We start from the raw sequence: 22,887 nt of genomic DNA on the forward strand, positions 1-22,887 counted from the left end.
GATAAAGATAAAGAAAAACCAGGCAAACCAACGCCACCGAAAGATGGCAATAATAAAGGTAATGTAAAACCAAATATGCCGAAAACACCAAAATCTGACAATAACAAACAGATGCAATCAGGACTACAAAAACAATTTAAATCAGGAAAAGTAACAGTAACGTTTGAAGAAAAAGTAAATGCGGATGGCTTAAAAGTAAGAAAGGTAGAAGATAGATCATTAATAGAGAGAATAAAAAAACAATTAAATGCTAATACTGTAAGAATATTAGATTTAGGAATGACAAAAGGTGGAAAAGAAGTAAGTATAAATAAAACAAGAACAGTAAGAATAGCACTGGCAAATGGTGAAACTAATGTGGATGTATACCATGTAAAAGAGGATGGAACATTAGAAAAAATTCCATCAAAAGTAGTAAATGGTGAAGTGGTATTTGAAGTATCACACTTTAGTAAATTTGCGATAGTAAGCAAAAAAGGTAATCAGACAACTGGTAATATTCATACAGGCAATACAACAAATATAAACAATATAAATGGACAAAAGGTATTACCAAATACAGGGATAAAATCAATTTATACAGCAACAGTTGGAATAGTAGGAATAGCATTTGGATTATTAATAACCTTAATGAGAAAAAGAACAAAATAACAAAGTAGTTATAAATTCACAAAAACGAGAGCTTTTATTTGCTAGCTCTCGTTTTTTGTTTTTGTTAGATTAATGAAATTTATTTTCTTAAACAGAATAAATTTTCTAATTCTTTTATTGCTTCTTCAAAACTAAATACTAATTTTCCATTTTCTAAAATTCCACCAAGAACATAATGGTTCATTGCGTAGCTAGGAATATCATATTTATTAGCAGATTTTAATCTAATATCAGAGTTGATGGCGATAATTTTTTTATTTAGTGCAATCGCTAACCCAAGTTCAACCATAACACCACTATCTTCATTAGTAATATCAGCTAAGAATATATCACATTCTTCTACTGCTTTTGTATCTGCGTTAAATATATCTTGAGGTGTAGGAAGTGTTTGTTTATCTTCATTAAATGGTTGCTCAATAGGATTAAAAATTTCTAAATTATTGCCAAAATGTTCTTTTAGTAATTTTCCTTCTTTAAGTCTTTGGGCGATTTCCGCTTCATTAAATAATGCTCCTGCTAAGTAAAGTTTCATAAGTAATACCTCCAATAATCAATAATTAAATTATAATATTTTTAAAAATAATTTACAACTAAATTTATTAATTATTGATATTGATAATAAGTGCATACTAGCTAATTTTTTGAATATAGCTTATAATAGAATATAAGAAAACTATTAGTTTGTACTAATTTTTATGAGTAATAATATAGTAAAGTAAAAAAGATATAAAATTTTATTTGATTTTGAATAATTTTATTTTACAAAATTATTAAGAGAATAAATTTTTATATTTTTGATGATTAAAAATTAATTTTGTGAGGAATTTTAATGAAAAGTGTAGTACTTTGTGAGAAACCCTCAGTTGCTCGTGATATTGCGAGAAACTTAGGTGCTAAAAATAATAAAAATGGTTGTCTTGAAGGTGGTAAGTATGTTGTTACTTGGGCATTGGGGCATTTAATAACATTACAAACACCAGATAGATATAAAGAATTTAATAATGTTAATTTAGAAAGTTTACCAATGATTCCCAAGTTTATGAAAACTGAAATTATAAAAAAAACTTTCAAACAATATAAGGTTGTAGAAAATGCACTTAATAGAAAAGATGTTAATGAAGTAATTATTGCGACAGATGCAGGACGAGAAGGGGAGTTAGTTGCTAGATATATTCTAGAAAAAGCTAATTGTAAAAAAAATATTAAACGCCTTTGGATTTCATCTGTAACAGATAAAGCTATTAAAGATGGTTTTAAAAATTTAAAGAATGGTACTGAGTATCTAGGGTTGTATTACTCAGGTGTAGCACGTGCAAATGCCGATTGGTTAGTAGGTATAAATGCTTCAAGAGCATTAACTTTAAAATATAACGCTTCTTTGAATTGCGGACGTGTTCAAACACCAACGCTACAGATGGTATTTGAAAGGGAAGAAAAGATTAAAAATTTTAAACCAAAAGACTACTATACTTTTGAGTGTAATATTGGTGGTATAAAATTCAGTTGTGGAGAAAGTGAGTTTAATCTGGAGAAAGCAGATAAATTTGTAAAAGAAAATCGAAATAGAAATATAAAATTTGATAAAGTTATTACTAAACAAAAGCTATCTACTCCAAAACCCTTGTATAACCTTACAGATATTCAACAAGTGGCAAGTATGATTTTTGGTCTTTCTCCAAAACAAACTTTAAATATTATGCAAAGTTTATATGAACGTCATAAGATTTTGACATATCCTCGTACGGATAGCCGTTATTTAACGGATGATATGAAAAATACAATTTTTGATAGACTTAGAGCAATAGGTGGAGAATACAAAGAGACCATCTCAGGAATTTTGAATAACAAGACTTTAAATACTAAGAGAATTATAAACAATTCCAAAGTAAGCGATCACCATGCTATTATTCCAACAGAACAAAAACCTAATTATATGTCACTATCTGATATGGAGTTAAAAATTTATAATTTAGTAGTTAAGAGATTTTTGGAAAATCTTTTACCCGAACATAAGTATGAAGAAACGACCTATAGTTTTAATTTAAATGGTAAAGTTTTTTCTGCTAAAGGTACAAGAGTTATTCAGTTGGGATACAAGAGTTTAAGTATGGATGAAGTGGAAGATAAAAAAATTAATTTTAGCGATAATGAACAAAGTTTAGATTCTCTGAGTTATAATAAAAAACAAACTACACCTCCAAGTTATTATACAGAAGGAAGTTTGATTTATGCAATGGAAAATCCATTTGAATTCGTCGATGATGCAAATGAAAGAAAAATTTTAAAAGAAACTAATGGAATAGGAACGGTTGCAACAAGAGCAGATATATTGGAGAAGTTGTTTACTAATGATTATTTGGTTCTTGATAATGGAAAAATAAAAACTACGAATAAAGCAAAACAATTGTTAAATCTAGTTCCTAAAAATTTAAAAAGTCCATCTTTGACAGCAACCTGGGAAAAACAATTAGATAATATTGCAAAAAATAGATTATCAAAAGATAAGTTTTTGAAAGATATTAAGGAATATACTAGAAAATGTATTGAAGAAATAAAACGTAGTGAAGATAAATTTAAACATGATAACATAAGTGGTAAAAAGTGTGAAGTATGTAGTAGTTTTATGTTAGAAGTTGATAAAAAAGGAACTAAGATGTTGAAATGTTCAAATCCTAGTTGTAAAAATAGAAAGGTAATTAGCCGATTAACAAATCTTCGTTGTGATAATTGTCATAAAAAAATGACACTTTTTGGAAATGGAGAAAATGCAACTTATAGATGTAGTTGTGGTAATTCACTAAAACAAAAAGAAGTGGATAAGAGAATAAAAAACAATAAGAAAGATAAAGCTAGCAAAATGGATATGAGAAAGTATATGAAACAGGAGAGTTTAGAGAATAATGCTCTAAAGGATAAACTAGCTGGATTGAAATTAGATTTAAAATAAATAATTAGAAAAATAAAGATGTAAATAAGATGATTTTAAAGGTTAGTTATCTAAATTGATTTTTGAAATCATCTAATTATTTTTGTTCTTTCTTTTGTTTTTCAAATGTAAAACTAGAGTTTAAGCCTAGTATATGCTATAATATAGAGTGAAAATTTAGTGTGAGAGGTAAATGATGAAGTATATATCAGTAGCCGTAGATGGTCCAGCTGGTTCTGGAAAAAGTACAATAACAAAAATGGTAGCAGAAAAGTTAGGATATAATTATGTTGACACAGGTGCAATGTATAGAGCATTAACATATAATTTTTTAAATAATAATCTTAAAGAACTTGATGAAAAAAAAATAACTACATTATTAGAAAGTGTTGATTTTGAAGTAAAGTTCGATAATAAACGTCAATATGTTTTTGTGAATAAGGAAGACGTAAGCGATAAGATTCGTACTGCACAAGTTTCTAAATACACATCTTTATTTGCAAAATCACCTGCTGTTCGAGAGTTTTTGATAGATACTCAAAGAAATTTGGCAAATAGCAATAATATTATTATGGATGGACGTGATATTGCTTCAGTTGTACTGCCTAATGCAGATGTAAAAATATTTTTAACAGCTTCAGTAGAAGAAAGAGCTAGAAGACGTGTTTTAGATTTTGAAAAGCAAGGTTTAGTTAATATAGATTTTGAAAAAGTAAAAGAAGATATCAAAGCACGTGATTGGCAAGATGAAAATAGAGACATAGCACCATTAGTAAAAGTTGAATCAGCAGTTTTAATTGATACAACTAATTTAACTATAGATGAAGTTGTAAATAATATGACAAATATAATAAAAAGAGTTCAATTAGAAAGTAATTAGCTCATTATGTTTAATTTTTATGCAGAGGAAAGTTGATTTGCATTAAATTGGTATTAAGAAAATAAATTAGGAGTGTAAGATGTATAATTTTGTAAAGATATTGTTGTCATTATTTTATAAAATATTTTTTAGAGTGACAATAGTAAATGGAGAAAAAATAGAGAATGCTAAAGGTGTTGTTATTTCTGGTAATCATTTGAGTAACCATGATCCACTTTTATTCCCAGCACTTTTTAAAAAGAAAATTCGTTTTATTGCTAAGGAAGAGTTATTTAATATATTTTTTGTAAAGCAAGCATTAGAATCGACTGGAGCAATTCCAATTAAAAGAGGAACATTTGATAGAACAGCAATAAATAAAAGTATAAAATTATTGAAAGATGGTGAGGTAGTAGGGATTTTTCCAGAAGGTACTCGCTCTCATTCAAAAGAGTTGGATTTGGGACAGTCGCATAATGGTGCATCATTTATAGCAACAAGAGCTAAAACAAAAATTATTCCTTTTGCGATTATTCCGAGTAAAAATTTCAGATTATTTTCTAGTATAAAAATTGTTGTTGGTGACGAAATAGATGCGACTTCTCTTAAAGAACAAGGGAAAACGCATGATGAAATAACAGAGATTTTAATGAACGCTATTTCAGATTTAATAAAAAAGGAGAGATAGTATGTACGAAAAAACGATAAAATTTAAATTGGAAAAAAAATTTTTTAATACAGCAGGTTATTTGGACAATAAATATATTTATGATTGGCTTAATCTATCTAAAAAATATTTTTTGAATAGTTTGGGAATAGATATTGATACTTTGATTGATTACAATTTGTACTATGCAGATGTTGATGTAAAATATTCTATAAAAAATAATATTAGATTTGAAAGTCAAGATATATTTATTAAAACATGGATAGAAAAACATAATGGTATAAAAACAGTTTTTTCTTATGAGTTTTATGTAGATGGAGTGATAATTGCTTTAGCAAGTACATCACATAATATACTTGGTACAAAAAGTGATAGAGCAGTCCGTGTTGATAGAAATCTTCCAAAATGGGATCAGATTTTAAAAGATGTTGTTGATAATGAATATAAAGATAAATAATAATTAATGTAAAATTATAAAATAATCCAGTGAAATTCGCATTAACAAGTGTTAGTTTTTCTGGAATTTATTTTTTATAAGTAACAAATTCAAATTTAAGAATGTCTTAAAAAAATTTAGAGATTGTTATAAAAAATAAGTGTAATGGTAACTGCATATTTTATTGATAAAATCTTGATTTTATTATATACTTTATAGTGGTTTATAGTGATTGTGGAAAAAATAAGTGATATTTTTTGTAAAATATTATAATTTTACATTGGGAATGACTTAGCTCCACTTTCAATAAAAAGCGAGAAAGGTAGAAGCGATGATATATTTAGATAATTGTGCAACTACAAAACCTTATAAGGAAGTTTTAAAAACTTTTGTTGAGGTTAATAATACTTATTATGGAAATCCAGCTAGTATAAATAAATATGGAAAAACTGCTAGTAAACTTTTGGAAGCGGCACGTACTCAAGTTGGTGACATATTAGGTGTTGATAAAGATACTTTATTCTTTACTTCGTGTGCAACGGAAAGTAATAATATAGCAATTTTGGGGAGTACTCAACATAAAAAAGATTTTGGTAATAGGGTTATAGTTTCAAAAATTGAGCATCCATCTGTTTTAGAAACTTTTAGGGAATTAGAAAGACGTGGTTTTATTTTAGACTATGTTAATGTAGATGAGAATGGCTTTATAGATTTAGATCACTTTAAGTCTTTGCTGACAAAGGAAACTATTTTAGTTAGCGTAATGCATGTTAACAATATTTTTGGTGCTGTGCAGCCGCTTGATAAAATAATAGAAATTTTAAAAGATTATCCAAAGGTTCATTTTCATGTGGATGGTGTTCAAGGAGTGTTGAAAGAGAAAATAGATTTGACTAAAGTTGATAGTTATGCAATATCGGCACATAAATTTCATGGTTTAAAAGGTGTAGGCTTACTTTATTTAAGATCAAGACGAAATGTACATAATATTACTTTTGGTGGTGGTCAAGAAAATTCATTGCGAAGTGGAACGGTCAATGTTGCAGGAGCTGTCAGTTTAGCTAAGGCGTTAAGATTGTCTTATGAAAATGTAGAAAGTGTAAAAATTCTTCATAAAAAGTATAAACAAAAAATTATAAATGAATTAGGTAATTTGGAGTACGTCGTTATTAATTCTCCTCTAGAAGATAATTTTAGCCATTCAATAATTAATATTAGCCTACCAAAAATAAAAGGTGAAGCAATAGTTAATGCACTTAATGAACGTGAAATTATGATTTCTACAACGAGTGCTTGCTCATCAAAAACATTTCACTTAAATGAAGCATTATATGCAAGAGGTTTATCAAAAGAAAATATCGAAGGAAGTATTCGAGTTAGTTTTTCTTATGAAACTAGAGAAGATGAAGTTGATAAATTTATAGAAGTATTTAAAGATGAGTACAATAAAAAATTTAAAGAGGTAATAGAAAGTGGAATATAGTCATATAATAGTTAGATATGGAGAACTTACTCTAAAATCAGGAAATAGAAATGAATTTTTAAAAAAACTTACTAAAAATATTCGATATAATCTTCAAGGATTAAGAGGATTTCATGTTCAAACAAAAAGGGATAGAATGTATATTCATCTAGATAGTAATGAACACGTAGAACAAATTATAGAGAAATTAAAAAAGGTTCCTGGTATTCATAATTTTTCACCTGTTTTGCGTGCATCACTGGATGTAGAAGAAGCGAAGAAAGTTATTGATAATTTGTTAGAAACAAAAAAAGATACAAGTTATACTTTTAAAATACAAACTAAACGACCTAATAAAAATTTTGCTCATAATACTAATGAACTTAATAATATTTTTGGAAGTCATGTATTAGTAAATTATAAAAATTTAAAAGTTGATGTAAAAAATCCAGATTTTGTTATTAATGTTGAGGTGAGAAGTGAGGGAATATTTATCTTTACAGATTTTATAAAGGGTATAGGAGGTTTCCCAGTTAATACTTCGTCAAAAGCATTGCTTCTTTTATCTGGAGGAATCGATTCACCTGTGGCAGCACATACACTACAGGTTAAAGGTGTAGAAGTAGAGATGATTCATTTTCAATCACCACCATTTACTTCGGAAGAAGCACTACAAAAAATATTTGATTTAACAAAAAAATTGAGTGAAGTAGTAGGTAAAATTAAACTTCATGTGGTAAACTTTACGAAACTGCAAACAGAAATTGTTAAAAGAATACCATCTAACTATACTATGACTTCAACAAGAAGATTTATGTTACGTATAGCAGAGGATGTTGCTAAAAAAGAAGGATGTCTCGCTATTGCAACAGGGGAATCTTTAGGTCAAGTAGCTAGCCAAACTTTAGAATCAATGAATTGTATTAATAATGTAACTAATATGCCAGTTTTACGTCCGTTGTTAACAATGGATAAGGTTGATATAATAAAAATTGCAAAAGAGATAGATACATTAGAAATTTCTAATCTTCCATTTGAAGATTGTTGTACAATTTTTACTCCAAAGGCACCAAAAACTAAACCAAGATTAGAAAAAATATCTGCATATGAAGCACGTGATGATTATTCTGAGCTTATGGAAGAAACATTGGCAAGTGTTAAAACGTATCTATTTGATAAAAATGGTAGAGTTATAACTCAAGATATGAAAGAAGAAAAGATAATAAAAGAAGATTTTTCAGACTTATTATAATTGGAGAAAGTGAGATAATTAATGAATAATAAAATAATTGTAATCGGGGCAGGGTTAGCTGGTAGTGAAGCGGCATGGCAATTAGCAAAACGTGGAGTAAGGGTTGATTTATATGAGATGCGTCCTAAAAAAATGACACCAGCACATAAAACTCAAAATTTTGCTGAGTTAGTATGTTCAAATTCGCTAAGAGCGAATAATATTACTAATGCTGTAGGATTATTAAAAGAAGAAATGAGAATGTTAGATTCTTTAATTATAAAATGTGCAGATGCAACACAAGTTCCTGCTGGAGGTGCATTGGCAGTAGATAGGGATAAGTTTTCTGAAATGATAACTGATAATATAAAAAATCACCCAAACATTAATGTAATTGAAGAGGAATTAAAAGAAATTCCAAAAGGAGAAATTCCTGTAATAGTGGCAACAGGGCCTTTAACATCTGATGCACTAAGTGAAGATATTAAAAAATATACAAATCAAGATGGACTTTACTTTTATGATGCAGCTGCACCAATTATTGAAAAAGATTCTATTGATATGAATAAAGTATATTTAAAATCAAGATATGATAAAGGTGAAGCAGCCTACTTGAATTGTCCGATGACAAAAGAAGAATTTGAAAATTTTTACAATGCATTAATAACAGCCGAAGCTGCTCCTTTGAAAGATTTTGAAAAAGAAATTTATTTTGAAGGATGTATGCCATTTGAAGAAATGGCAAAACGTGGAGAAAAAACTTTATTATTTGGACCTATGAAACCAGTTGGTTTAGAAGATCCTAAAACGGATAAAAGACCTTTTGCAGTTGTTCAACTTCGTCAAGACAACAGTGAAGGTACGCTGTACAATATAGTAGGATTCCAGACACATTTAAAATGGGGTGAACAAAAACGAATTATAAATATGATACCTGGTTTAGAAAATGCTAATATAGTACGTTATGGAGTAATGCATAGAAATACATATTTGAACTCTCCACAGCTGTTAGAAAAAACATATCGTTTAAAGGAAGAAAAAAATATTTATTTTGCAGGACAAATGACAGGTGTAGAAGGTTATGTAGAGAGTGCAGCTTCTGGTATAGTTGCAGCTTTAAATGCTTTGTATAATAAAGAAGATAAGGAAGTAATATTTCCAACTGAGACTATGATAGGAGCAATGGCTAATTATATAGTTGATAATACGAATAAAAACTTCCAACCTATGAATGCTAATTTTGGAATTATAAAATCATTAGAGGAAAGAATCAAAGATAAAAAAGAAAAATATGAAAGATATGCCAAAAGATCGCTAGAAATTTTAGAAAATTTCAAAATTGTTAAATAAAATTTTTTAAAAAGTCTTACAATTTTGTCAAATAAATGTTATAATAAGCGAGGAAAGTATTTTTTGTAAGGAGAAGATAATGGCGAGTTTATTACAAAAAACAAGAAAAATAAGTACAATTTTACAAGAAGGTCGACATGAAAATGTTGATTTCGAAGCAATGGCCATGCGTCTTAGTCCAATTTTAGATTCTGTTGTTTATATTTTGGATGTTGAGGGAAATATTTTAGGATATGATTCTATTATAGATTACTCAAATGAACGTATGGAAAAAATTATTCGTGATAGAAAAGTACCGAAAGCATATTTAGATGCAACTATGAAAGTATATGCGACGAAGGTAAATATTCCATTTAAAAATGAACTGTCTATATTTCCTGAAGAGGAAGAAGAGAGATTTGAAGGAAATACTTACACCGTTATTTTACCAATAAGAGGTGGAGGCGAACGTTTAGGTACTCTTGTAATTGGAAGAATGGATAGTGACTTTAAAGATGATGATTTGGTATTAGCTGAATATGCATCAACTGTTGTTGGAATTGAAATACTTCATGAAAAACAAGATAAAGAAAAGAATCTAGCTCGTGATAAAGATATGGTAAATATGGCTCTTAATTCATTATCGTATTCAGAAAAAGAGGCTATTGAACATATTTTTAAAGAACTAGATGGAACAGAAGGCTTACTTATCGCAAGTAAAATAGCAGATAGAGTAGGAATAACACGTTCAGTTATTGTAAATGCACTTAGGAAATTGGAAAGTGCTGGAATTATCGAATCTAAATCGTTAGGAATGAAGGGAACATATATTAAGGTTCTAAAAAATTATTTCTTAGAATTAATTTTTTCAAATGAATATTAAAATGTAAAATTGACTTAATTAAAAAGCTTCACATTATGTGTAAGCTTTTTCTATTTTATTAAAATAATAATTTATCTAGCTATTAATTAATTTTCAATTTCTTTTAAAATTTAGGAAACTACTTTTGGGCATAGGAAAAATTATCTTTTCTTAAATTAATATTTGAAACAATCGTAGATAATTTTTTCTATTTATTTCATTTTTTACTCTTAAATCTTCTTCATTTTAATAGCAAAACGATTCAAATGAGAAACAATTTTGTTTATATATGATTGTATTTTTCTTAGTAGATATTTTGTCGATTATTTTTTATAAAATCTATTATGGTAGAAACAGTTTCATTTTGTTGTTCTTCTGGACTAATATGTGCTTCAGCATCACCTTTTTGTTTTCCGTAATTGCCAAATTGAGCATGGTTGCCCCCATCAATTTTAACAACATTTTCTGTATAATTAATTTTTTCAGCGACACTGGTGTTTAGAGTTCCATAAATGGTTAATGTTTTATTTAAAGGATAATCTCCATAAGGGTAGGCACCTAATAATATTAGACCTTCTATTTTATCTTGATGAGCAGACGCATATGAACTAGCCATAGCACCTCCCATAGAGTGCCCTGCAATGTACCAATGTTTTATATTAGGATGATTATCATAAATCTCATTTGCTTTGTTTTTTCCAAAAATTGCCATATTAAATGGCATTTTAAGTGAGATAACAGTATATCCATTTTCTTTTAATTTATTCAACATAGGCAGATACGAAGTATATTCTACTTTTGCTCCTGGATAAAATATAATTCCTATATTTTTTTGGTGTATTTTTGGTATAAGTTTAATAGAGTCGTTTTCGACAACTATTTGTTCAGTTTTAATTAATCTACTTACATTTTCATCAGCTTTGTAATAAGAAGATGCGTAAATAACAAATGCAACTAAACCTGTTAGTCCAAGCACAATAGTAACGTAAATAATTTTTTTGAAGATATTTTTTTTCATACTTGTTAATCAAATAGTCTTTTCATAAATTTATTATTATTAATAATAACTCGTGTGTGTGTTGCTGCTCCAATTTTTTTATCATTTTCAAATGCTTCTAATGAAAAATTAACAATTTTTTCTTTTACTATTTCTGTAATTATACCTTTTATTATGATTTCTTTTCCTATGGAAGTGGGAGCAAGATGATTAATATTAATATTACTTCCGACACTCCCTAACTCTTCAGAAAGGAAGGTATTTAAATATTCTTTAGCACAATTTTCCATAAACGCAACTAAACTAGGGGTAGACAGAACTTCTAAATCACCGCTTCCCATGTTTTTAGCACTGTTTTCAACCTTTACTTGATAAGTTTTTTCAAATGTTTTATTCAATTCTATATTCATTTTAAGTTCTCCTTTATTCATAAAAAGTTACATCATAGTCAATAAATTTTTTGTCTTTATAACTAAATTTGGCAGAAAAGAATGGTTTTTCTTTTACTAACCAATCTAAAAATATGTAATCACCTTCCCAAGTTTTTATATTTTTCATTTCAGATTTTTTTACCCAAATTAAATCACCTTCGTTACAATCTTCAGTAATTTTTCCTTTATAGTTAGTAGCGGTAAATACATAAGTGTACCAGTCTTTTTCACCGTCAAATAGTGGGAAAGTAATTATTCCTCTAAGACGTGGTTTTATTATATCAAGATTTGTTTCTTCTTTTACTTCACGGATTACACATTCTTCTGGACTTTCCCCTGCTTCAAATTTTCCACCAACGCTAATAGTTAATCCTTCGTGTATATCATTTTCCTTTTTCGTACGTTTAAGCATAAGATAACTTTCTCCGTTATCAACATAGCACATCGTTGCTAAAATATTTTCCATGAAATTCACTCCTAAAATAAAAAAGTAGGAAAGAAGTTTTTAAAAAACTTCGGAAACCTACCTTCTTAGAAATTTTAATAATAATTTATAATTTAAAAATTTAGTTTTCACTACGTTTTTTATCAAAACCAACAGCTTCTAGTAATGCAACAAATATAGTAAATAAAACTGAAAGAATAGCACAGTTTTCAACAGAATATGTTTGTCCATTACTTCCTAAAATTGATGTGATAATAAATATTGTGACAAATGAAAAAATAAATGCCCAGATTAGAGAAACAATATATTTCATTCTAATCCCTCCTTTTATATATTTACAATAACTATTATACAACTAATAATAAAAAGTTACAAGAAGTTTAGTATAAATTAAAATTTAAAATAAAAATGTTTAAAATAGAATATGCTAAAAGTTCAATCGAGAATAAAATAAAAGTATATTTAAAGGTTTTTTTAAATATTTCTAATTTAATAGCATAAATAATATTAATTATGTTATAATATTATTTAAAAACGGAGGTAAGTGCTATGTATCAAAAATTATTGATTGATAAAAGTTTAGAAGATAAAGTAACCGAAGAGTTAAAAAAATTATTTTCCATAGAGAGTATAAATTTTGAAATTATAACACAAAATAAAAACATAGAAAGTAATATATTATTTTTAACTGCGGATAAAGATAACTTAAGTGAAACTTACACGAATGTTTTTTTGTTAAAACACGATTATGATTTTCTTGATGTAAAAAATGCAATTTTTATAAAAAATATTGAAGATGTGGTTAAGGTTTATCGTGATAGTATCTGGAAAAGTTGGGCACAAGAGTTGCAATTTTTAGCACAATGTTCATTAGCGTATAGCAAAGATAAATTCGACAGAGAACGTTCTGAAAGAATTAGAGAAATTTCTTGTGAAATGTTGAGTTATAAATATGATATATCACCTGAAAAGATAAAATTTGATTTTGCTGGTGAGTTAGGATATCAAACACCTAAGGTGGAAAATAGGGCAGCTATTATAAAAGATAATAAGATTTTATTAGTCAGAGAGCAGTTTGATGGAAAGTGGTCTTTACCAGGTGGGTATCAAGATGTGGCGAGAAGTGTCAAAGAAAATGTTATCAAAGAAGCTAGTGAAGAGGCTGGTGCAGTTGTTAACCCTGTCAAAATAATTGCAGTTCAAGATTATAATAGACATCATTCTGTTGATTTTCCTTTTGGAATGGTGAAAATTTTTGTTTTATGTGAGTATATTAGTCATAGTTTTAAAGAAAATACTGAAACATTAGATGCTAAATTTTTCTCATTAGATAGTCTTCCAGAATTATCAACGGCAAGAAATACCTATGAGCAATTAAAGATGTGTTTTGACTGTTACAATTCTAAAGATTGGAAAACAATATTTGATTAATAAAAATTTATTACGGAGGAATATACAAAAAACAATATGGATATACGTAAAACTATAATAAACGAAAAACTTCCTGTACAGGAGCAATTAGTTTTTTGTTTGTTATTGACACTTGTTGGTGGTTTTTTTGATGCTTATACTTATGTAAATTGTGGTGGAATATTTGCAAATGCCCAAACTGGAAATTTGATTTTTGTTGGTATTGGTTTGATTGATGGTGATTTCGGGGCAGTAAGACACTATCTTGTTCCTATATTTTCTTTTATAGTAGGGGTTTTGGTTAGTAAATTTATAGAATCGAAATATAAGAAGTTATCAATATTTAAACACATTTATATATTACTTTGTACTCAAATTTTTGCTTTAATTTTTATTTTTATAAAACAATCTATTTTTGGAATCGATATTCGTCCTATAGTTATTTCATTTATTTGTGCAATTCAATTTGATGGATTTAGAAAAATTAATAATTTAGCATTTGCTAGTGTATTCTGTACAGGAAATTTAAGATCAATGAGTGAGCACATGTTTAAGTATTTATTTTTAAAACAAAAAAATAGTAAAGTTCCTTTTATGACATATGCATTAGTAATATCAGTATTTTTGTTTGGAGTTTTATTCGGAGCGGCGATGTCTAAATACTATTGGCACAAAGCTATTCTCACTCCAATTATAGTAATGGTAGTAAATATATTTTTTGTGGGAATAATACAGAAGAAGTTTACTAGAAAAACTAAATAAAATACATTTACATAAAGTTTTTGAGATGTTATAATCTATATAGAAAGCAAAATTAGTAAATTAGGGAATTTTACATTAAAATACTAGGGAGGGATTTTTATGAGTCAAAGAACATTAAAAAAATTTCAAGAAAACTTATTAAATCAAAGAAATTTTTCACAAAATACTATTAATGCTTATCTTAGAGATTTGAAAAAATTATTCATATACATAGAGGAGTCTGAACATAAAATAGAAAACTATACTTCTTGGTTAAATGAAGAATTTATTTCGCAATACATAGAATATTTAAGAAAAAATAAATATTCTCCGGCAACATTGTCAAGAGCAGTATCAACTGTTCATATTTTTATTGACTATCTATATGATGAAAAGATTATTTCAAATAAAATTAATGTTGATATAAAAATAAATAGGGATACTAAAGAGGAGTTAGTGATTTTCACAAGAGAGGAAATAGCACGTATTTTAGATATTGACGCTCAAAGTTTGACCGATTATAGGGATAAAGCAGTTTTTGAGTTGTCATACTCTATTGGTATAAAACCTACAGAATGTATAAACTTGGAAATGAAAAATGTCAATTTAGAAATTGGATATTTAAAATATAAAAGAAAAAATGGTTATAGAACAGTTCCACTTAATAAAGAATCTGTAGATGCACTAAAAAATTATTTAGAAGAATTGAAAAAAATAGGAATATCGACAACAGGTTCTGGTAAATTGTTTTTAAATCATGATGGTCAAGGTATTAGTCGTCAAGGGTTTTGGAAAATATTTAAAAAACGTCAACAAGAACTTAAATTAAAAAAAGAATTAAATACGATGAATTTTAGAAATTCTTTAGCTATACATCTGTTAGAAGATAAAGTTCCTGTGGAAGAAGTTCAAGAAATATTAGGATTAAAAAATATAAATAGTCTTAAGTTATATTTAAAAAATGTACAGGACAAAAAAACTCTAAAAAGGGTGATAAATAATCATCCAAGAAAAGCAATGAAATAAAGAGGATAATAAATAATAAAATGTATAATGTTAATTTGGAGGTTTTTCAAGGTCCGCTTGATTTGTTACTCCACCTTATTGAGAAAATGGAGATTGATATTTATAATATTCCAATCGCACAGCTTACTGAAAGTTATCTTGAATATATAAATAATACGGAAAATTTTTCATTAGAAAATGCAGAAGAATATATTGTAATGGCTGCGACATTACTTCATATAAAAAGTAAAAGTTTACTACCTGTATTTGATGATGATGAATATGAAGAACCAGAAGATCTCGTACAACAACTTATTGAATATAAAAATTACAAAGAACTTAGTGAAAAATTAGAAACTCTTCAACATAATAGAGCACAGTTTTTAGAAAAAGAAAGTATAGATCTTGAAAATGTTGGAAGCATTAGAGAATTAAGGATGCCGTCTGAAAAACTATTAAAAGCGATGGAAAAAATTTTAAAATCGTTAGAAGAAAAAAATAATGATGATAAAAAAATAGTTAGTTATAGACGAGAAGTTTCTTTAGAAGAAGTAAAAGATAATTTACTTCAAAAATTTATCACTAAAAGAAAGTTAACTTTTTTTGAATTAATAGAAAGTTATCATGAAAGACAAGAATTGGTTTTAGTATTTATTAGCTTACTGACCATGATAAAGGATCAAGAATTAATATGTAGCGAAGATGATAATGAAATCTCTTTAGAATACAAATTAAAGGAAGAATAGTATGTTATTAGATGAAACAAAAAAAATAATAGAAGCGTTGCTTTTTATGAAAGGTGAAGAGGGTCTAAGTATAGACTTCTTTTCAACTTTTATGGAAATAGAAAATTATGAAGCAAAGAATATGCTAAATATTTACAGTGAAGAATATAATAAAAAAGAAAATTCTTTAGTGATTAAAAAATTTGGTTCAGTGTATAAAATGCTCATTAGAGAAGACATATATGGAGTTATAAAAAAAGCGATAGTTTCGAAAAATTTGGTAAAATTATCAAAAGCATCTCTGGAAACATTAGCAATAATTGCATACAATCAACCAATAACAAAACTTCAAATAGAAAAGATACGTGGAGTAAATAGTGATTCTATATTATATTCATTAATAAATAAGGAACTGATAGTCTCAAATAAAACGCTAGATGCTATAGGGAAACCAAAATTATACGAAACAACAGAATTATTTTTAGATGTTTTTGGTTTAGAAAGTTTGGAAGAATTGCCTAAATCAAACACTATAAGTAATGAGGAATTGACACAATTTTTAGAAAAGTAGGAGGAAAATAATGGCAGAACGACTGCAAAAATTGATAGCTGCATCGGGTTATACTTCGAGAAGAAAAGCAGAACAGTTGATATTAGATGGAAAAGTAACAGTAAATGGGGAAGTAGTAACCCAATTAGGTATAAAAGCAGAACCAAGTGATGTGATAATAGTAGATGGTGTTAGGTTATTAAAAGAAAATAAAAGATATTATTTATTTTATAAACCAGAAAAAGTCATTACATCAATGGCAGATGAAAAAGATAGGGTGTGTGTAAAAGATTTTTTTGAATCTGTAAATGAAAGGGTAGTACCAGTAGGAAGGCTTGACTACGATACTTCTGGAGCACTTATTATGTCAAATGACGGGGAATTTATTAATCTTATAACACATCCGAGACATAAAATAAGAAAAACGTATGTTGTAAAAATAAATGGTAGATTAGAAGATAATCATTTGAAAATACTTCGTTCTGGTGTGAGAATAGATAACTATAAAACAGCACCAGCGGAAGTAAGTATAGTAAAAAATAAAAATAAGAGTTCTAATACATTAGTTAGACTTACTATCCATGAAGGGAAAAATAGACAAGTTAGAAAGATGTTTGAAGTACTTGGATATGAAGTTATGAAATTAAAACGTGAATCAATAGAGGATTTAAGTTTAGAAGGATTGAAAAAGGGCGAATACAGAATTCTTACAATTCATGAAGTGAAAAGACTTATAAATAAGGCGAAAAATGGTGATAAGTAAAAAATAGGAAGTGATAATAAATGGCAGAGAGAGTTTTAATAATTGATGATGAAGAAAGAATTAGAAAGTTATTAGTAATGTATTTAGAAAAGGAAGGATATATTGTTGATGAGGCAGATAATGGCCAAGATGGTTTAGAGCGTTTAAAATATATGGATTATTCTTGTGTGTTATTAGACGTTCATTTACCAATGTTAAATGGTAAGACAATATTGACTGAACTTAGAAAAACAAAAGCTACTCCTGTCATAATTATGTCAGCACAAGCTGATGAGCAAAGTAGAGTTGAGGGCTTTGAACTAGGTGCTGATGATTACGTCATAAAACCATTTAGTCCACGTGAGTTAATGCTTAGGATAAATGCTATTTTGCAGAGGACAAAAAGAAGTGTTTTCTATACACCAGAGTTATATACAAAGGATGTATTAGTTTTCCCAGGATTGATAATAGATGTTAATTCTCACAAAGTTATTGTTGATGATACAGAAGTATTTTTAACACCAAAAGAATTTGATTTACTTTTATTTTTAGCTAAATCTCCAGATAAGGCATTTAGAAGAAGTGAGATATTACGAACAGTGTGGGATTATGACTTTTATACAGATTTAAGAACTGTTGATACTCATATAAAAAGGGTAAGAAAAAAATTTGATAAAATTTCTCCGAAAGTGGCAAAAATGATTACGACTGTTTGGGGAATAGGTTATAAGTTTGATACTTCACAAAATAGCCTTTAAAAATAAAAAGGAGAATATATGCTAGCATTATATAAAAACTTAGCAAAATTAACTAGGGCAACTAGTAAATTGGTAGGTAAAAGAGGAACAGATCTGCCAGGAAAAATACTTAGAAAATTCGATGATAAAGTATTGATAAAATTAGCAAGACAATATGATGAAATTGTTTTTGTTACAGGTACTAATGGTAAGACTACTACTTCTAATTTGATAGGGCATACATTAAGAGAGGCTGGAACTAACTTTATTAATAATTTTGAAGGAGCAAATATGCTAGATGGAATTATTTCTACGTTTGCTATTCAATCGAAAAATGATACGAAGTTAGCTGTAATAGAAATAGATGAGGGTTCTATTCGTCGAGTTATGAAATACATCACACCTACCAAATTTGTAATAAATAATTTTTTTAGAGATCAAATAGATCGCTTTGGAGAAATTGACACCTTAATTGCAACTATTGGTGAACAATTAGAGGGGAAAAATATTCAATTAATTTTAAACAGTGATGATCCTTTTGTAACACGTTTATCAAAATATGGAAAAGATAATATTTATTTTGGGATAGCAAAGGATGCATATGATTTTTCTGACTATGGAATATCAGAATCGAAATTTTGTCCAAACTGTGGAACAGAACTTACATATGAACACATTCACTATAGCCAATTAGGTTTTTATGAATGTGAAAAATGTGGTTTTAAACATCAACAGTGCAATTATGAGGTAACTGGTGCAAAAGTAGAACCGTTTATCAAAATGAGTGTAAATAATGAAGAAAGTTTTAATACGAATCTTGCAGGTGATTATAATATTTATAATTTAATAGCGGCGTATACATTGTTAAAACAACTCGGATTAGAGGATGAACAAATTAAAAATGGTTTAGGCAGCTACACATCAAAAAATGGTCGTATGCAAAGTATAAAAATTTCTAAAAATACTACGTCATTACTAAATTTAGCAAAAAATCCAGCAGGACTTAATGCATCATTAGCTATTGGAAATTCTATAAAAGATGAAATAAATTATTTGTTAGTTCTTAATGACAATGGTGCAGATGGTTTTGATATTTCTTGGATTTGGGATACAGATTTTAATATTTTAGCAAATCAAAATATTAAAAATATTATTTGTTCAGGTAAACGTGCTAAAGAGCTCGCACTTCGACTGAAATACAGTGAAGTAGATGCAAATGTTATTGTATTAGAAAGTATAAATCATGCAGTTTCTGCCTTAAAAAAATATGAAGAAAAATATGCAATAGTAATACCTAATTATACAGCATTGGCAGAAACACAAAAAGAATTGGAGAATTAGTTGTATGGAATTAAAATTATATCATTTTATGCCAGATAAACTAAATTTATATGGTGATATTGGAAATGTTATCGCATTAAAAAAAAGATGTGAATGGCGTGGTATAGATTTAAAAGTGGAAAATATCACTTCAACTGATGGAATAAAATTATCTAATTGTGATATGTTTTTTATTGGAGGTGGTTCTGATAGAGAACAATCTATTGCAACCGAAGAATTTAGTAAAATAAAAAGTGAATTTAAATCAGCGATAGAAAATGGCATTCCAGCCTTAACTATTTGTGGTGGTTATCAATTTTTAGGTGAGTACTATAAAACTATTGATGGAGAAAAATTAGCTGGATTAAATATTCTAGATTTTTATACTGAATCAAAAAAAGATGCACCACGTTTGATTGGAAATATACTAGTAGAATCTGAAAAATTTGGAAGCATAGTAGGTTTTGAAAATCATGGTGGAAGAACTTATCATAATTATGAGACATTAGGTAATGTGATAGTTGGTTTTGGAAATAACGACGATGATAAAAAAGAAGGGCTTCTTTATAATAACTTAATTGGAACTTATCTCCATGGGCCGATTTTACCTAAAAATCCTAATGTTACAGACTATTTAATAAAAGCAGCATTGGATAATAAATATGGTAGTTATGAATTTTTATCACTAGATAATACAATAGAACTTAACGCTAATAATCATATGGTTGAAATGTTAAAAAGTACAAAAAGATAAAATGGTTAGTAGAATAAATAGAAGGTATATTCTTACTCATAATAGTAAGAGTGAGATAATATTTTATATTATAATTGCATTTTATATTAGAAAAGATAAAATTTTTATTTAAAATTATAATCTTAATGTTTTTACTTAGATAGGAAATCAAAAAATGAAAAATAGAATTAGAATAGGAAATTTATAAATTTTCTATTCTAATTCTATTTTATTCTCTATTTAAATTCTTTTATACATAGTTTAAAATTACTAATTAATTTTGGAATTAATTCATTGTCTAAACAAGAGAAAGCTATTCTAATATGTTCATTGTCCATTGAATAGACTCCATATTTATACTCGTGTAAAAATTTCAATCTAAATTTATGAGCATCTATTTCTTTTGGCATTTTTATTGTGAAGAAGTATCCAGAGTTAAATGGTAAAATCGTAACATCATCTTCGAGATTTTGTTCTTTAATAGATTGTTTTAAGATTCTATATCTTTCTTTAATAAGATTATCATTTTCCTTTTTTTGAAGAAGTACATTTTTATTTTTCAAAAGTTTTAGTGAAATTTGTTGTGAAAGATTCGCAGGTGATGAAGTAGTACTTCTCAGGTAGCCTTGTGTTTTTTCTAAAATTATATTCCGTAATTCATTATCCTTTACATAATAAGTAATGAAACCAACACGAAGTCCCCAACCGTAATATTCTTTAGTAATGCCATCTAATTTTACTACTAAACAATTTTTATTGTCAGCAAGTTTATATGTTGCACTCAATGTTGGAGTCTTATGATTTTCTTGAAAGAACAAGCCAAAATATGCGTCATCAGCAATAGTTATTATATTTTTTTGTGGATTATTTTTGGCAAAACCATCAATAATATCAACTAGTTTGTTAAGTTCATTATTTGACGGTGTATATCCTGTTGGATTGTTTGGAAAATTTAAAATTATTGATATTTTATTTTCTTTAATACTATTTAGTGTTTCTTTAAAATTTTCCAAATTAAAATTATTTTTATTATCAAATTGATTGTATTTATAAATTTGATTATTAAGTTTTATTGAGTATATTTGTGAATAATTTTGCCAAAATAAATTTGATAACAAGAGTGCATCATCTTTTTCAGTGAAAAGATTAGCAGCTATATCAATTCCTTGAGTTATACCAGTGGTTACCATTGGTAATGATAAGTAAGATGAGTTTATCGCTTTGTTATCACTTAAAATTTTTTCTTTCCATAATTCTCTTAATTCAAGCAGTCCAGGTGTAGGAGAATATGGGAGATAATCAAAATGATTTACTTCTTTAATTATATTATTTATTTCTGGAAGAGCTATAGCTTTTTTATTTTTAGTAGCGATACCTATTGTTGCATTTATTGCACCTTCCACAGCAGCAGTTTCTTTAGATTGAATTAAAACATCTTTGGGAAGTATAATATTTTCACCTAATTTTGAAAAAAATGACATTGTTATTCCTCCTGAATTTTTATACTAATAATTATATCATGGAATAATAATCTGTAAAAGAAAAATTTATGATAAAATAAAACAATGTTGACAGCGTGCTTGGAATGGAATAAAATGTTAATGATATCAATTTTGGAGGAATTATGAACAGTTTAGAATTATTGAAAAAAAATAAACCTAAAGTTTGGTGGAGTGCAATATTAGTAGTTATTACATATTTATTTGTACAAGGGATTTCTTGGGATTATTTTGTAAAGATTTTTGTTAAAGATAATACCATTGGTAATTTGTTGTCATTTATTATTGGTTTATTATTTATATTATTGTGGGTTAAATATGTAGAAAAAAATAAATTTTTAACACTTGGGTTTCAAAAGAAAGATATTATAAAAAATTACATTTTGGGTTTAACATTCGCTGCTGTAGTTTCTGTAACAATTATAGTTATAATTTTGTTTTTTGATGGTTTTGGTTTTAAGTTATCAAATAATAGAAATTATACTATGATAATTATTTTAATAATATTATTTTTAATTCAAGGATTAACAGAAGAAGTAGTATTTCGTGGATATTTAATGAATAGAATTGCAAGTGCAAAAGGAAAATGGTGGGGTGTTATTGTAAATTCTATCTTCTTTACAGTATTTCATGCTGCTAATACAGGAATGACTTACATTGCTTCACTAAATATTTTTATAGCAAGCTTTATGCTATCGTTATTATTTTGGTATACGGATAATATTTGGTTAGTAGGTGCATTTCATGGTGCATGGAATTTTATTGTTGGTGTTATATTTGGAATAAATATTAGTGGTATAAGACTTTCATATACACTTTTAGATGCTGAGCTTAATTCGAATAAAAATTTATATAATGGAAGTGTATTTGGAATTGAAGGGAGTGTAATTATGACGGTAATGTATGTTATACTTTGTATAATTATTTACATGGGACTTTATGTTCAGATGTTTAAGAGAATAGCGAAAAAAAATAAGTAGAAATTGACTAAGATACTAAATTTTAAGTTTTGTATCTTAGTTTTCATTATCAAAAGAAATTATTGATATCAAATATTAAAAAAATGTATTTTTGTGAGGAATGTTTGTTGTTCTTTGCTAGAAAAAAAAGCCTAAATATGATATAATGG

Annotated in this window: 25 protein-coding genes; 19 read left to right on the top strand and 6 right to left on the bottom strand. The window is 27.4% G+C overall.

Features of this window, described 5'->3' with window-relative positions; translation table 11 throughout:
- On the top strand, window positions 1-651 hold a 651-nt coding region (locus H612_RS10075), incomplete at its 5' end, for an LPXTG cell wall anchor domain-containing protein (protein ID WP_027130402.1).
- 79 nt (window positions 652-730) lie between these two features.
- On the opposite strand, the gene H612_RS0104795 is transcribed toward H612_RS10075, so the two are convergent.
- On the bottom strand, window positions 731-1,183 hold the full coding sequence (locus H612_RS0104795) for a nucleoside 2-deoxyribosyltransferase (RefSeq protein WP_027130403.1): 453 nt from the start codon (window positions 1,181-1,183) through the stop codon (window positions 731-733).
- 297 nt (window positions 1,184-1,480) lie between these two features.
- On the opposite strand from H612_RS0104795, the gene H612_RS0104800 reads away from it, so the two are divergent.
- The 8 genes from H612_RS0104800 (at window position 1,481) to codY (ending at window position 10,444) form a co-directional block, all read left to right on the top strand.
- Window positions 1,481-3,598, top strand: a complete 2,118-nt coding sequence (locus H612_RS0104800; RefSeq protein ID WP_027130404.1) for a DNA topoisomerase III — start codon at window positions 1,481-1,483, stop codon at window positions 3,596-3,598.
- Between the two features lie 175 nt (window positions 3,599-3,773).
- On the top strand, window positions 3,774-4,457 hold the full coding sequence (gene cmk / locus H612_RS0104805) for a (d)CMP kinase (protein WP_027130405.1): 684 nt from the start codon (window positions 3,774-3,776) through the stop codon (window positions 4,455-4,457).
- A 79-nt stretch (window positions 4,458-4,536) separates the two neighbouring features.
- On the top strand, window positions 4,537-5,124 hold the full coding sequence (locus H612_RS0104810; RefSeq protein WP_027130406.1) for a lysophospholipid acyltransferase family protein: 588 nt from the start codon (window positions 4,537-4,539) through the stop codon (window positions 5,122-5,124).
- A 1-nt stretch (window position 5,125) separates the two neighbouring features.
- Window positions 5,126-5,560, top strand: coding sequence for an acyl-CoA thioesterase family protein (locus tag H612_RS0104815; RefSeq protein WP_027130407.1), 435 nt, complete (start codon window positions 5,126-5,128; stop codon window positions 5,558-5,560).
- Between the two features lie 310 nt (window positions 5,561-5,870).
- Window positions 5,871-7,022, top strand: a complete 1,152-nt coding sequence (locus H612_RS0104820) for a cysteine desulfurase family protein (protein ID WP_027130408.1) — start codon at window positions 5,871-5,873, stop codon at window positions 7,020-7,022.
- Window positions 7,012-8,253: a tRNA uracil 4-sulfurtransferase ThiI gene (gene thiI / locus H612_RS0104825; RefSeq protein WP_027130409.1), complete on the top strand. Its 1,242-nt coding sequence runs from the start codon at window positions 7,012-7,014 to the stop codon at window positions 8,251-8,253. The genes H612_RS0104820 and thiI overlap by 11 nt, the downstream gene beginning before the upstream one ends.
- 21 nt (window positions 8,254-8,274) lie before the next feature.
- Entirely contained in the window at window positions 8,275-9,582 is a 1,308-nt protein-coding gene (gene trmFO / locus H612_RS0104830) for an FADH(2)-oxidizing methylenetetrahydrofolate--tRNA-(uracil(54)-C(5))-methyltransferase TrmFO (RefSeq protein ID WP_027130410.1), read from the top strand.
- Between the two features lie 79 nt (window positions 9,583-9,661).
- Window positions 9,662-10,444 (top strand): GTP-sensing pleiotropic transcriptional regulator CodY, encoded by a 783-nt coding sequence (gene codY / locus H612_RS0104835; protein WP_027130411.1) that lies wholly within the window; start codon window positions 9,662-9,664, stop codon window positions 10,442-10,444.
- Window positions 10,445-10,727: 283 nt separating this feature from the next.
- Here codY and H612_RS0104840 read toward each other — a convergent pair whose 3' ends face one another.
- The 4 genes from H612_RS0104840 to H612_RS0104855 all read right to left on the bottom strand — a co-directional run bounded on the left by H612_RS0104840 (window position 10,728) and on the right by H612_RS0104855 (window position 12,609).
- Window positions 10,728-11,441, bottom strand: a complete 714-nt coding sequence (locus H612_RS0104840) for an alpha/beta fold hydrolase (RefSeq protein ID WP_027130412.1) — start codon at window positions 11,439-11,441, stop codon at window positions 10,728-10,730.
- A gap of 5 nt (window positions 11,442-11,446) precedes the next feature.
- Window positions 11,447-11,830 carry a thioesterase family protein gene (locus H612_RS0104845; protein ID WP_027130413.1) on the bottom strand — a complete coding sequence of 128 codons (384 nt, stop codon included), beginning with the start codon at window positions 11,828-11,830 and terminating at the stop codon, window positions 11,447-11,449.
- Window positions 11,831-11,843: 13 nt separating this feature from the next.
- Window positions 11,844-12,317: an NUDIX hydrolase gene (locus H612_RS0104850; RefSeq protein ID WP_027130414.1), complete on the bottom strand. Its 474-nt coding sequence runs from the start codon at window positions 12,315-12,317 to the stop codon at window positions 11,844-11,846.
- A gap of 100 nt (window positions 12,318-12,417) precedes the next feature.
- Entirely contained in the window at window positions 12,418-12,609 is a 192-nt protein-coding gene (locus H612_RS0104855) for a DUF2929 family protein (RefSeq protein ID WP_027130415.1), read from the bottom strand.
- 236 nt (window positions 12,610-12,845) lie between these two features.
- Here H612_RS0104855 and H612_RS0104860 point away from each other — a divergent pair, with 236 nt between their 5' ends.
- The 9 genes from H612_RS0104860 to H612_RS0104900 all read left to right on the top strand — a co-directional run bounded on the left by H612_RS0104860 (window position 12,846) and on the right by H612_RS0104900 (window position 20,280).
- Window positions 12,846-13,727: an NUDIX hydrolase gene (locus H612_RS0104860; protein WP_027130416.1), complete on the top strand. Its 882-nt coding sequence runs from the start codon at window positions 12,846-12,848 to the stop codon at window positions 13,725-13,727.
- A 36-nt stretch (window positions 13,728-13,763) separates the two neighbouring features.
- Window positions 13,764-14,468 (top strand): YoaK family protein, encoded by a 705-nt coding sequence (locus tag H612_RS0104865; RefSeq protein ID WP_027130417.1) that lies wholly within the window; start codon window positions 13,764-13,766, stop codon window positions 14,466-14,468.
- A 99-nt stretch (window positions 14,469-14,567) separates the two neighbouring features.
- Window positions 14,568-15,473 carry a tyrosine-type recombinase/integrase gene (locus H612_RS0104870; protein WP_027130418.1) on the top strand — a complete coding sequence of 302 codons (906 nt, stop codon included), beginning with the start codon at window positions 14,568-14,570 and terminating at the stop codon, window positions 15,471-15,473.
- A gap of 20 nt (window positions 15,474-15,493) precedes the next feature.
- Entirely contained in the window at window positions 15,494-16,198 is a 705-nt protein-coding gene (locus H612_RS0104875) for a segregation and condensation protein A (protein ID WP_027130419.1), read from the top strand.
- A 1-nt stretch (window position 16,199) separates the two neighbouring features.
- Entirely contained in the window at window positions 16,200-16,748 is a 549-nt protein-coding gene (scpB, locus tag H612_RS0104880) for an SMC-Scp complex subunit ScpB (RefSeq protein ID WP_027130420.1), read from the top strand.
- Window positions 16,749-16,758: 10 nt separating this feature from the next.
- Window positions 16,759-17,490: a pseudouridine synthase gene (locus tag H612_RS0104885; protein WP_027130421.1), complete on the top strand. Its 732-nt coding sequence runs from the start codon at window positions 16,759-16,761 to the stop codon at window positions 17,488-17,490.
- Window positions 17,491-17,510: 20 nt separating this feature from the next.
- Window positions 17,511-18,227 carry a response regulator transcription factor gene (locus H612_RS0104890; protein ID WP_027130422.1) on the top strand — a complete coding sequence of 239 codons (717 nt, stop codon included), beginning with the start codon at window positions 17,511-17,513 and terminating at the stop codon, window positions 18,225-18,227.
- Between the two features lie 18 nt (window positions 18,228-18,245).
- Window positions 18,246-19,547: a MurT ligase domain-containing protein gene (locus tag H612_RS0104895; protein ID WP_027130423.1), complete on the top strand. Its 1,302-nt coding sequence runs from the start codon at window positions 18,246-18,248 to the stop codon at window positions 19,545-19,547.
- Window positions 19,548-19,551: 4 nt separating this feature from the next.
- Window positions 19,552-20,280, top strand: coding sequence for a type 1 glutamine amidotransferase (locus H612_RS0104900; protein ID WP_027130424.1), 729 nt, complete (start codon window positions 19,552-19,554; stop codon window positions 20,278-20,280).
- A gap of 215 nt (window positions 20,281-20,495) precedes the next feature.
- Here H612_RS0104900 and H612_RS0104905 read toward each other — a convergent pair whose 3' ends face one another.
- Window positions 20,496-21,740 (bottom strand): aminotransferase class I/II-fold pyridoxal phosphate-dependent enzyme, encoded by a 1,245-nt coding sequence (locus H612_RS0104905; protein WP_027130425.1) that lies wholly within the window; start codon window positions 21,738-21,740, stop codon window positions 20,496-20,498.
- A gap of 143 nt (window positions 21,741-21,883) precedes the next feature.
- On the opposite strand from H612_RS0104905, the gene H612_RS0104910 reads away from it, so the two are divergent.
- Window positions 21,884-22,738: a CPBP family intramembrane glutamic endopeptidase gene (locus H612_RS0104910; RefSeq protein ID WP_027130426.1), complete on the top strand. Its 855-nt coding sequence runs from the start codon at window positions 21,884-21,886 to the stop codon at window positions 22,736-22,738.
- The last annotated feature ends 149 nt before the right edge of the window (window positions 22,739-22,887 follow it).

This window comes from Gemella cuniculi DSM 15828, assembly GCF_000425665.1.
In the GTDB taxonomy this organism is placed as follows: Bacteria; Bacillota; Bacilli; order Staphylococcales; family Gemellaceae; genus Gemella; species Gemella cuniculi.

What these genes read in the sequence shown, in the direction of transcription:
- H612_RS0104875 (WP_027130419.1), top strand. Translation starts at nt 15,494, where the DNA reads ATGTATAATGTTAATTTGGAGGTTTTTCAAGGTCCGCTTGATTTGTTA.
- H612_RS0104840 (WP_027130412.1), bottom strand. Translation starts at nt 11,441, where the DNA reads ATGAAAAAAAATATCTTCAAAAAAATTATTTACGTTACTATTGTGCTT.
- H612_RS0104895 (WP_027130423.1), top strand. Translation starts at nt 18,246, where the DNA reads ATGCTAGCATTATATAAAAACTTAGCAAAATTAACTAGGGCAACTAGT.
- H612_RS0104910 (WP_027130426.1), top strand. Translation starts at nt 21,884, where the DNA reads ATGAACAGTTTAGAATTATTGAAAAAAAATAAACCTAAAGTTTGGTGG.
- codY (WP_027130411.1), top strand. Translation starts at nt 9,662, where the DNA reads ATGGCGAGTTTATTACAAAAAACAAGAAAAATAAGTACAATTTTACAA.
- H612_RS0104885 (WP_027130421.1), top strand. Translation starts at nt 16,759, where the DNA reads ATGGCAGAACGACTGCAAAAATTGATAGCTGCATCGGGTTATACTTCG.
- H612_RS0104860 (WP_027130416.1), top strand. Translation starts at nt 12,846, where the DNA reads ATGTATCAAAAATTATTGATTGATAAAAGTTTAGAAGATAAAGTAACC.
- H612_RS0104900 (WP_027130424.1), top strand. Translation starts at nt 19,552, where the DNA reads ATGGAATTAAAATTATATCATTTTATGCCAGATAAACTAAATTTATAT.
- H612_RS0104865 (WP_027130417.1), top strand. Translation starts at nt 13,764, where the DNA reads ATGGATATACGTAAAACTATAATAAACGAAAAACTTCCTGTACAGGAG.
- H612_RS0104850 (WP_027130414.1), bottom strand. Translation starts at nt 12,317, where the DNA reads ATGGAAAATATTTTAGCAACGATGTGCTATGTTGATAACGGAGAAAGT.
- H612_RS0104815 (WP_027130407.1), top strand. Translation starts at nt 5,126, where the DNA reads ATGTACGAAAAAACGATAAAATTTAAATTGGAAAAAAAATTTTTTAAT.
- H612_RS0104800 (WP_027130404.1), top strand. Translation starts at nt 1,481, where the DNA reads ATGAAAAGTGTAGTACTTTGTGAGAAACCCTCAGTTGCTCGTGATATT.
- H612_RS0104820 (WP_027130408.1), top strand. Translation starts at nt 5,871, where the DNA reads ATGATATATTTAGATAATTGTGCAACTACAAAACCTTATAAGGAAGTT.
- scpB (WP_027130420.1), top strand. Translation starts at nt 16,200, where the DNA reads ATGTTATTAGATGAAACAAAAAAAATAATAGAAGCGTTGCTTTTTATG.
- H612_RS0104845 (WP_027130413.1), bottom strand. Translation starts at nt 11,830, where the DNA reads ATGAATATAGAATTGAATAAAACATTTGAAAAAACTTATCAAGTAAAG.
- H612_RS0104795 (WP_027130403.1), bottom strand. Translation starts at nt 1,183, where the DNA reads ATGAAACTTTACTTAGCAGGAGCATTATTTAATGAAGCGGAAATCGCC.
- H612_RS0104870 (WP_027130418.1), top strand. Translation starts at nt 14,568, where the DNA reads ATGAGTCAAAGAACATTAAAAAAATTTCAAGAAAACTTATTAAATCAA.
- H612_RS0104810 (WP_027130406.1), top strand. Translation starts at nt 4,537, where the DNA reads ATGTATAATTTTGTAAAGATATTGTTGTCATTATTTTATAAAATATTT.
- cmk (WP_027130405.1), top strand. Translation starts at nt 3,774, where the DNA reads ATGAAGTATATATCAGTAGCCGTAGATGGTCCAGCTGGTTCTGGAAAA.
- H612_RS0104890 (WP_027130422.1), top strand. Translation starts at nt 17,511, where the DNA reads ATGGCAGAGAGAGTTTTAATAATTGATGATGAAGAAAGAATTAGAAAG.
- trmFO (WP_027130410.1), top strand. Translation starts at nt 8,275, where the DNA reads ATGAATAATAAAATAATTGTAATCGGGGCAGGGTTAGCTGGTAGTGAA.
- H612_RS0104855 (WP_027130415.1), bottom strand. Translation starts at nt 12,609, where the DNA reads ATGAAATATATTGTTTCTCTAATCTGGGCATTTATTTTTTCATTTGTC.
- H612_RS0104905 (WP_027130425.1), bottom strand. Translation starts at nt 21,740, where the DNA reads ATGTCATTTTTTTCAAAATTAGGTGAAAATATTATACTTCCCAAAGAT.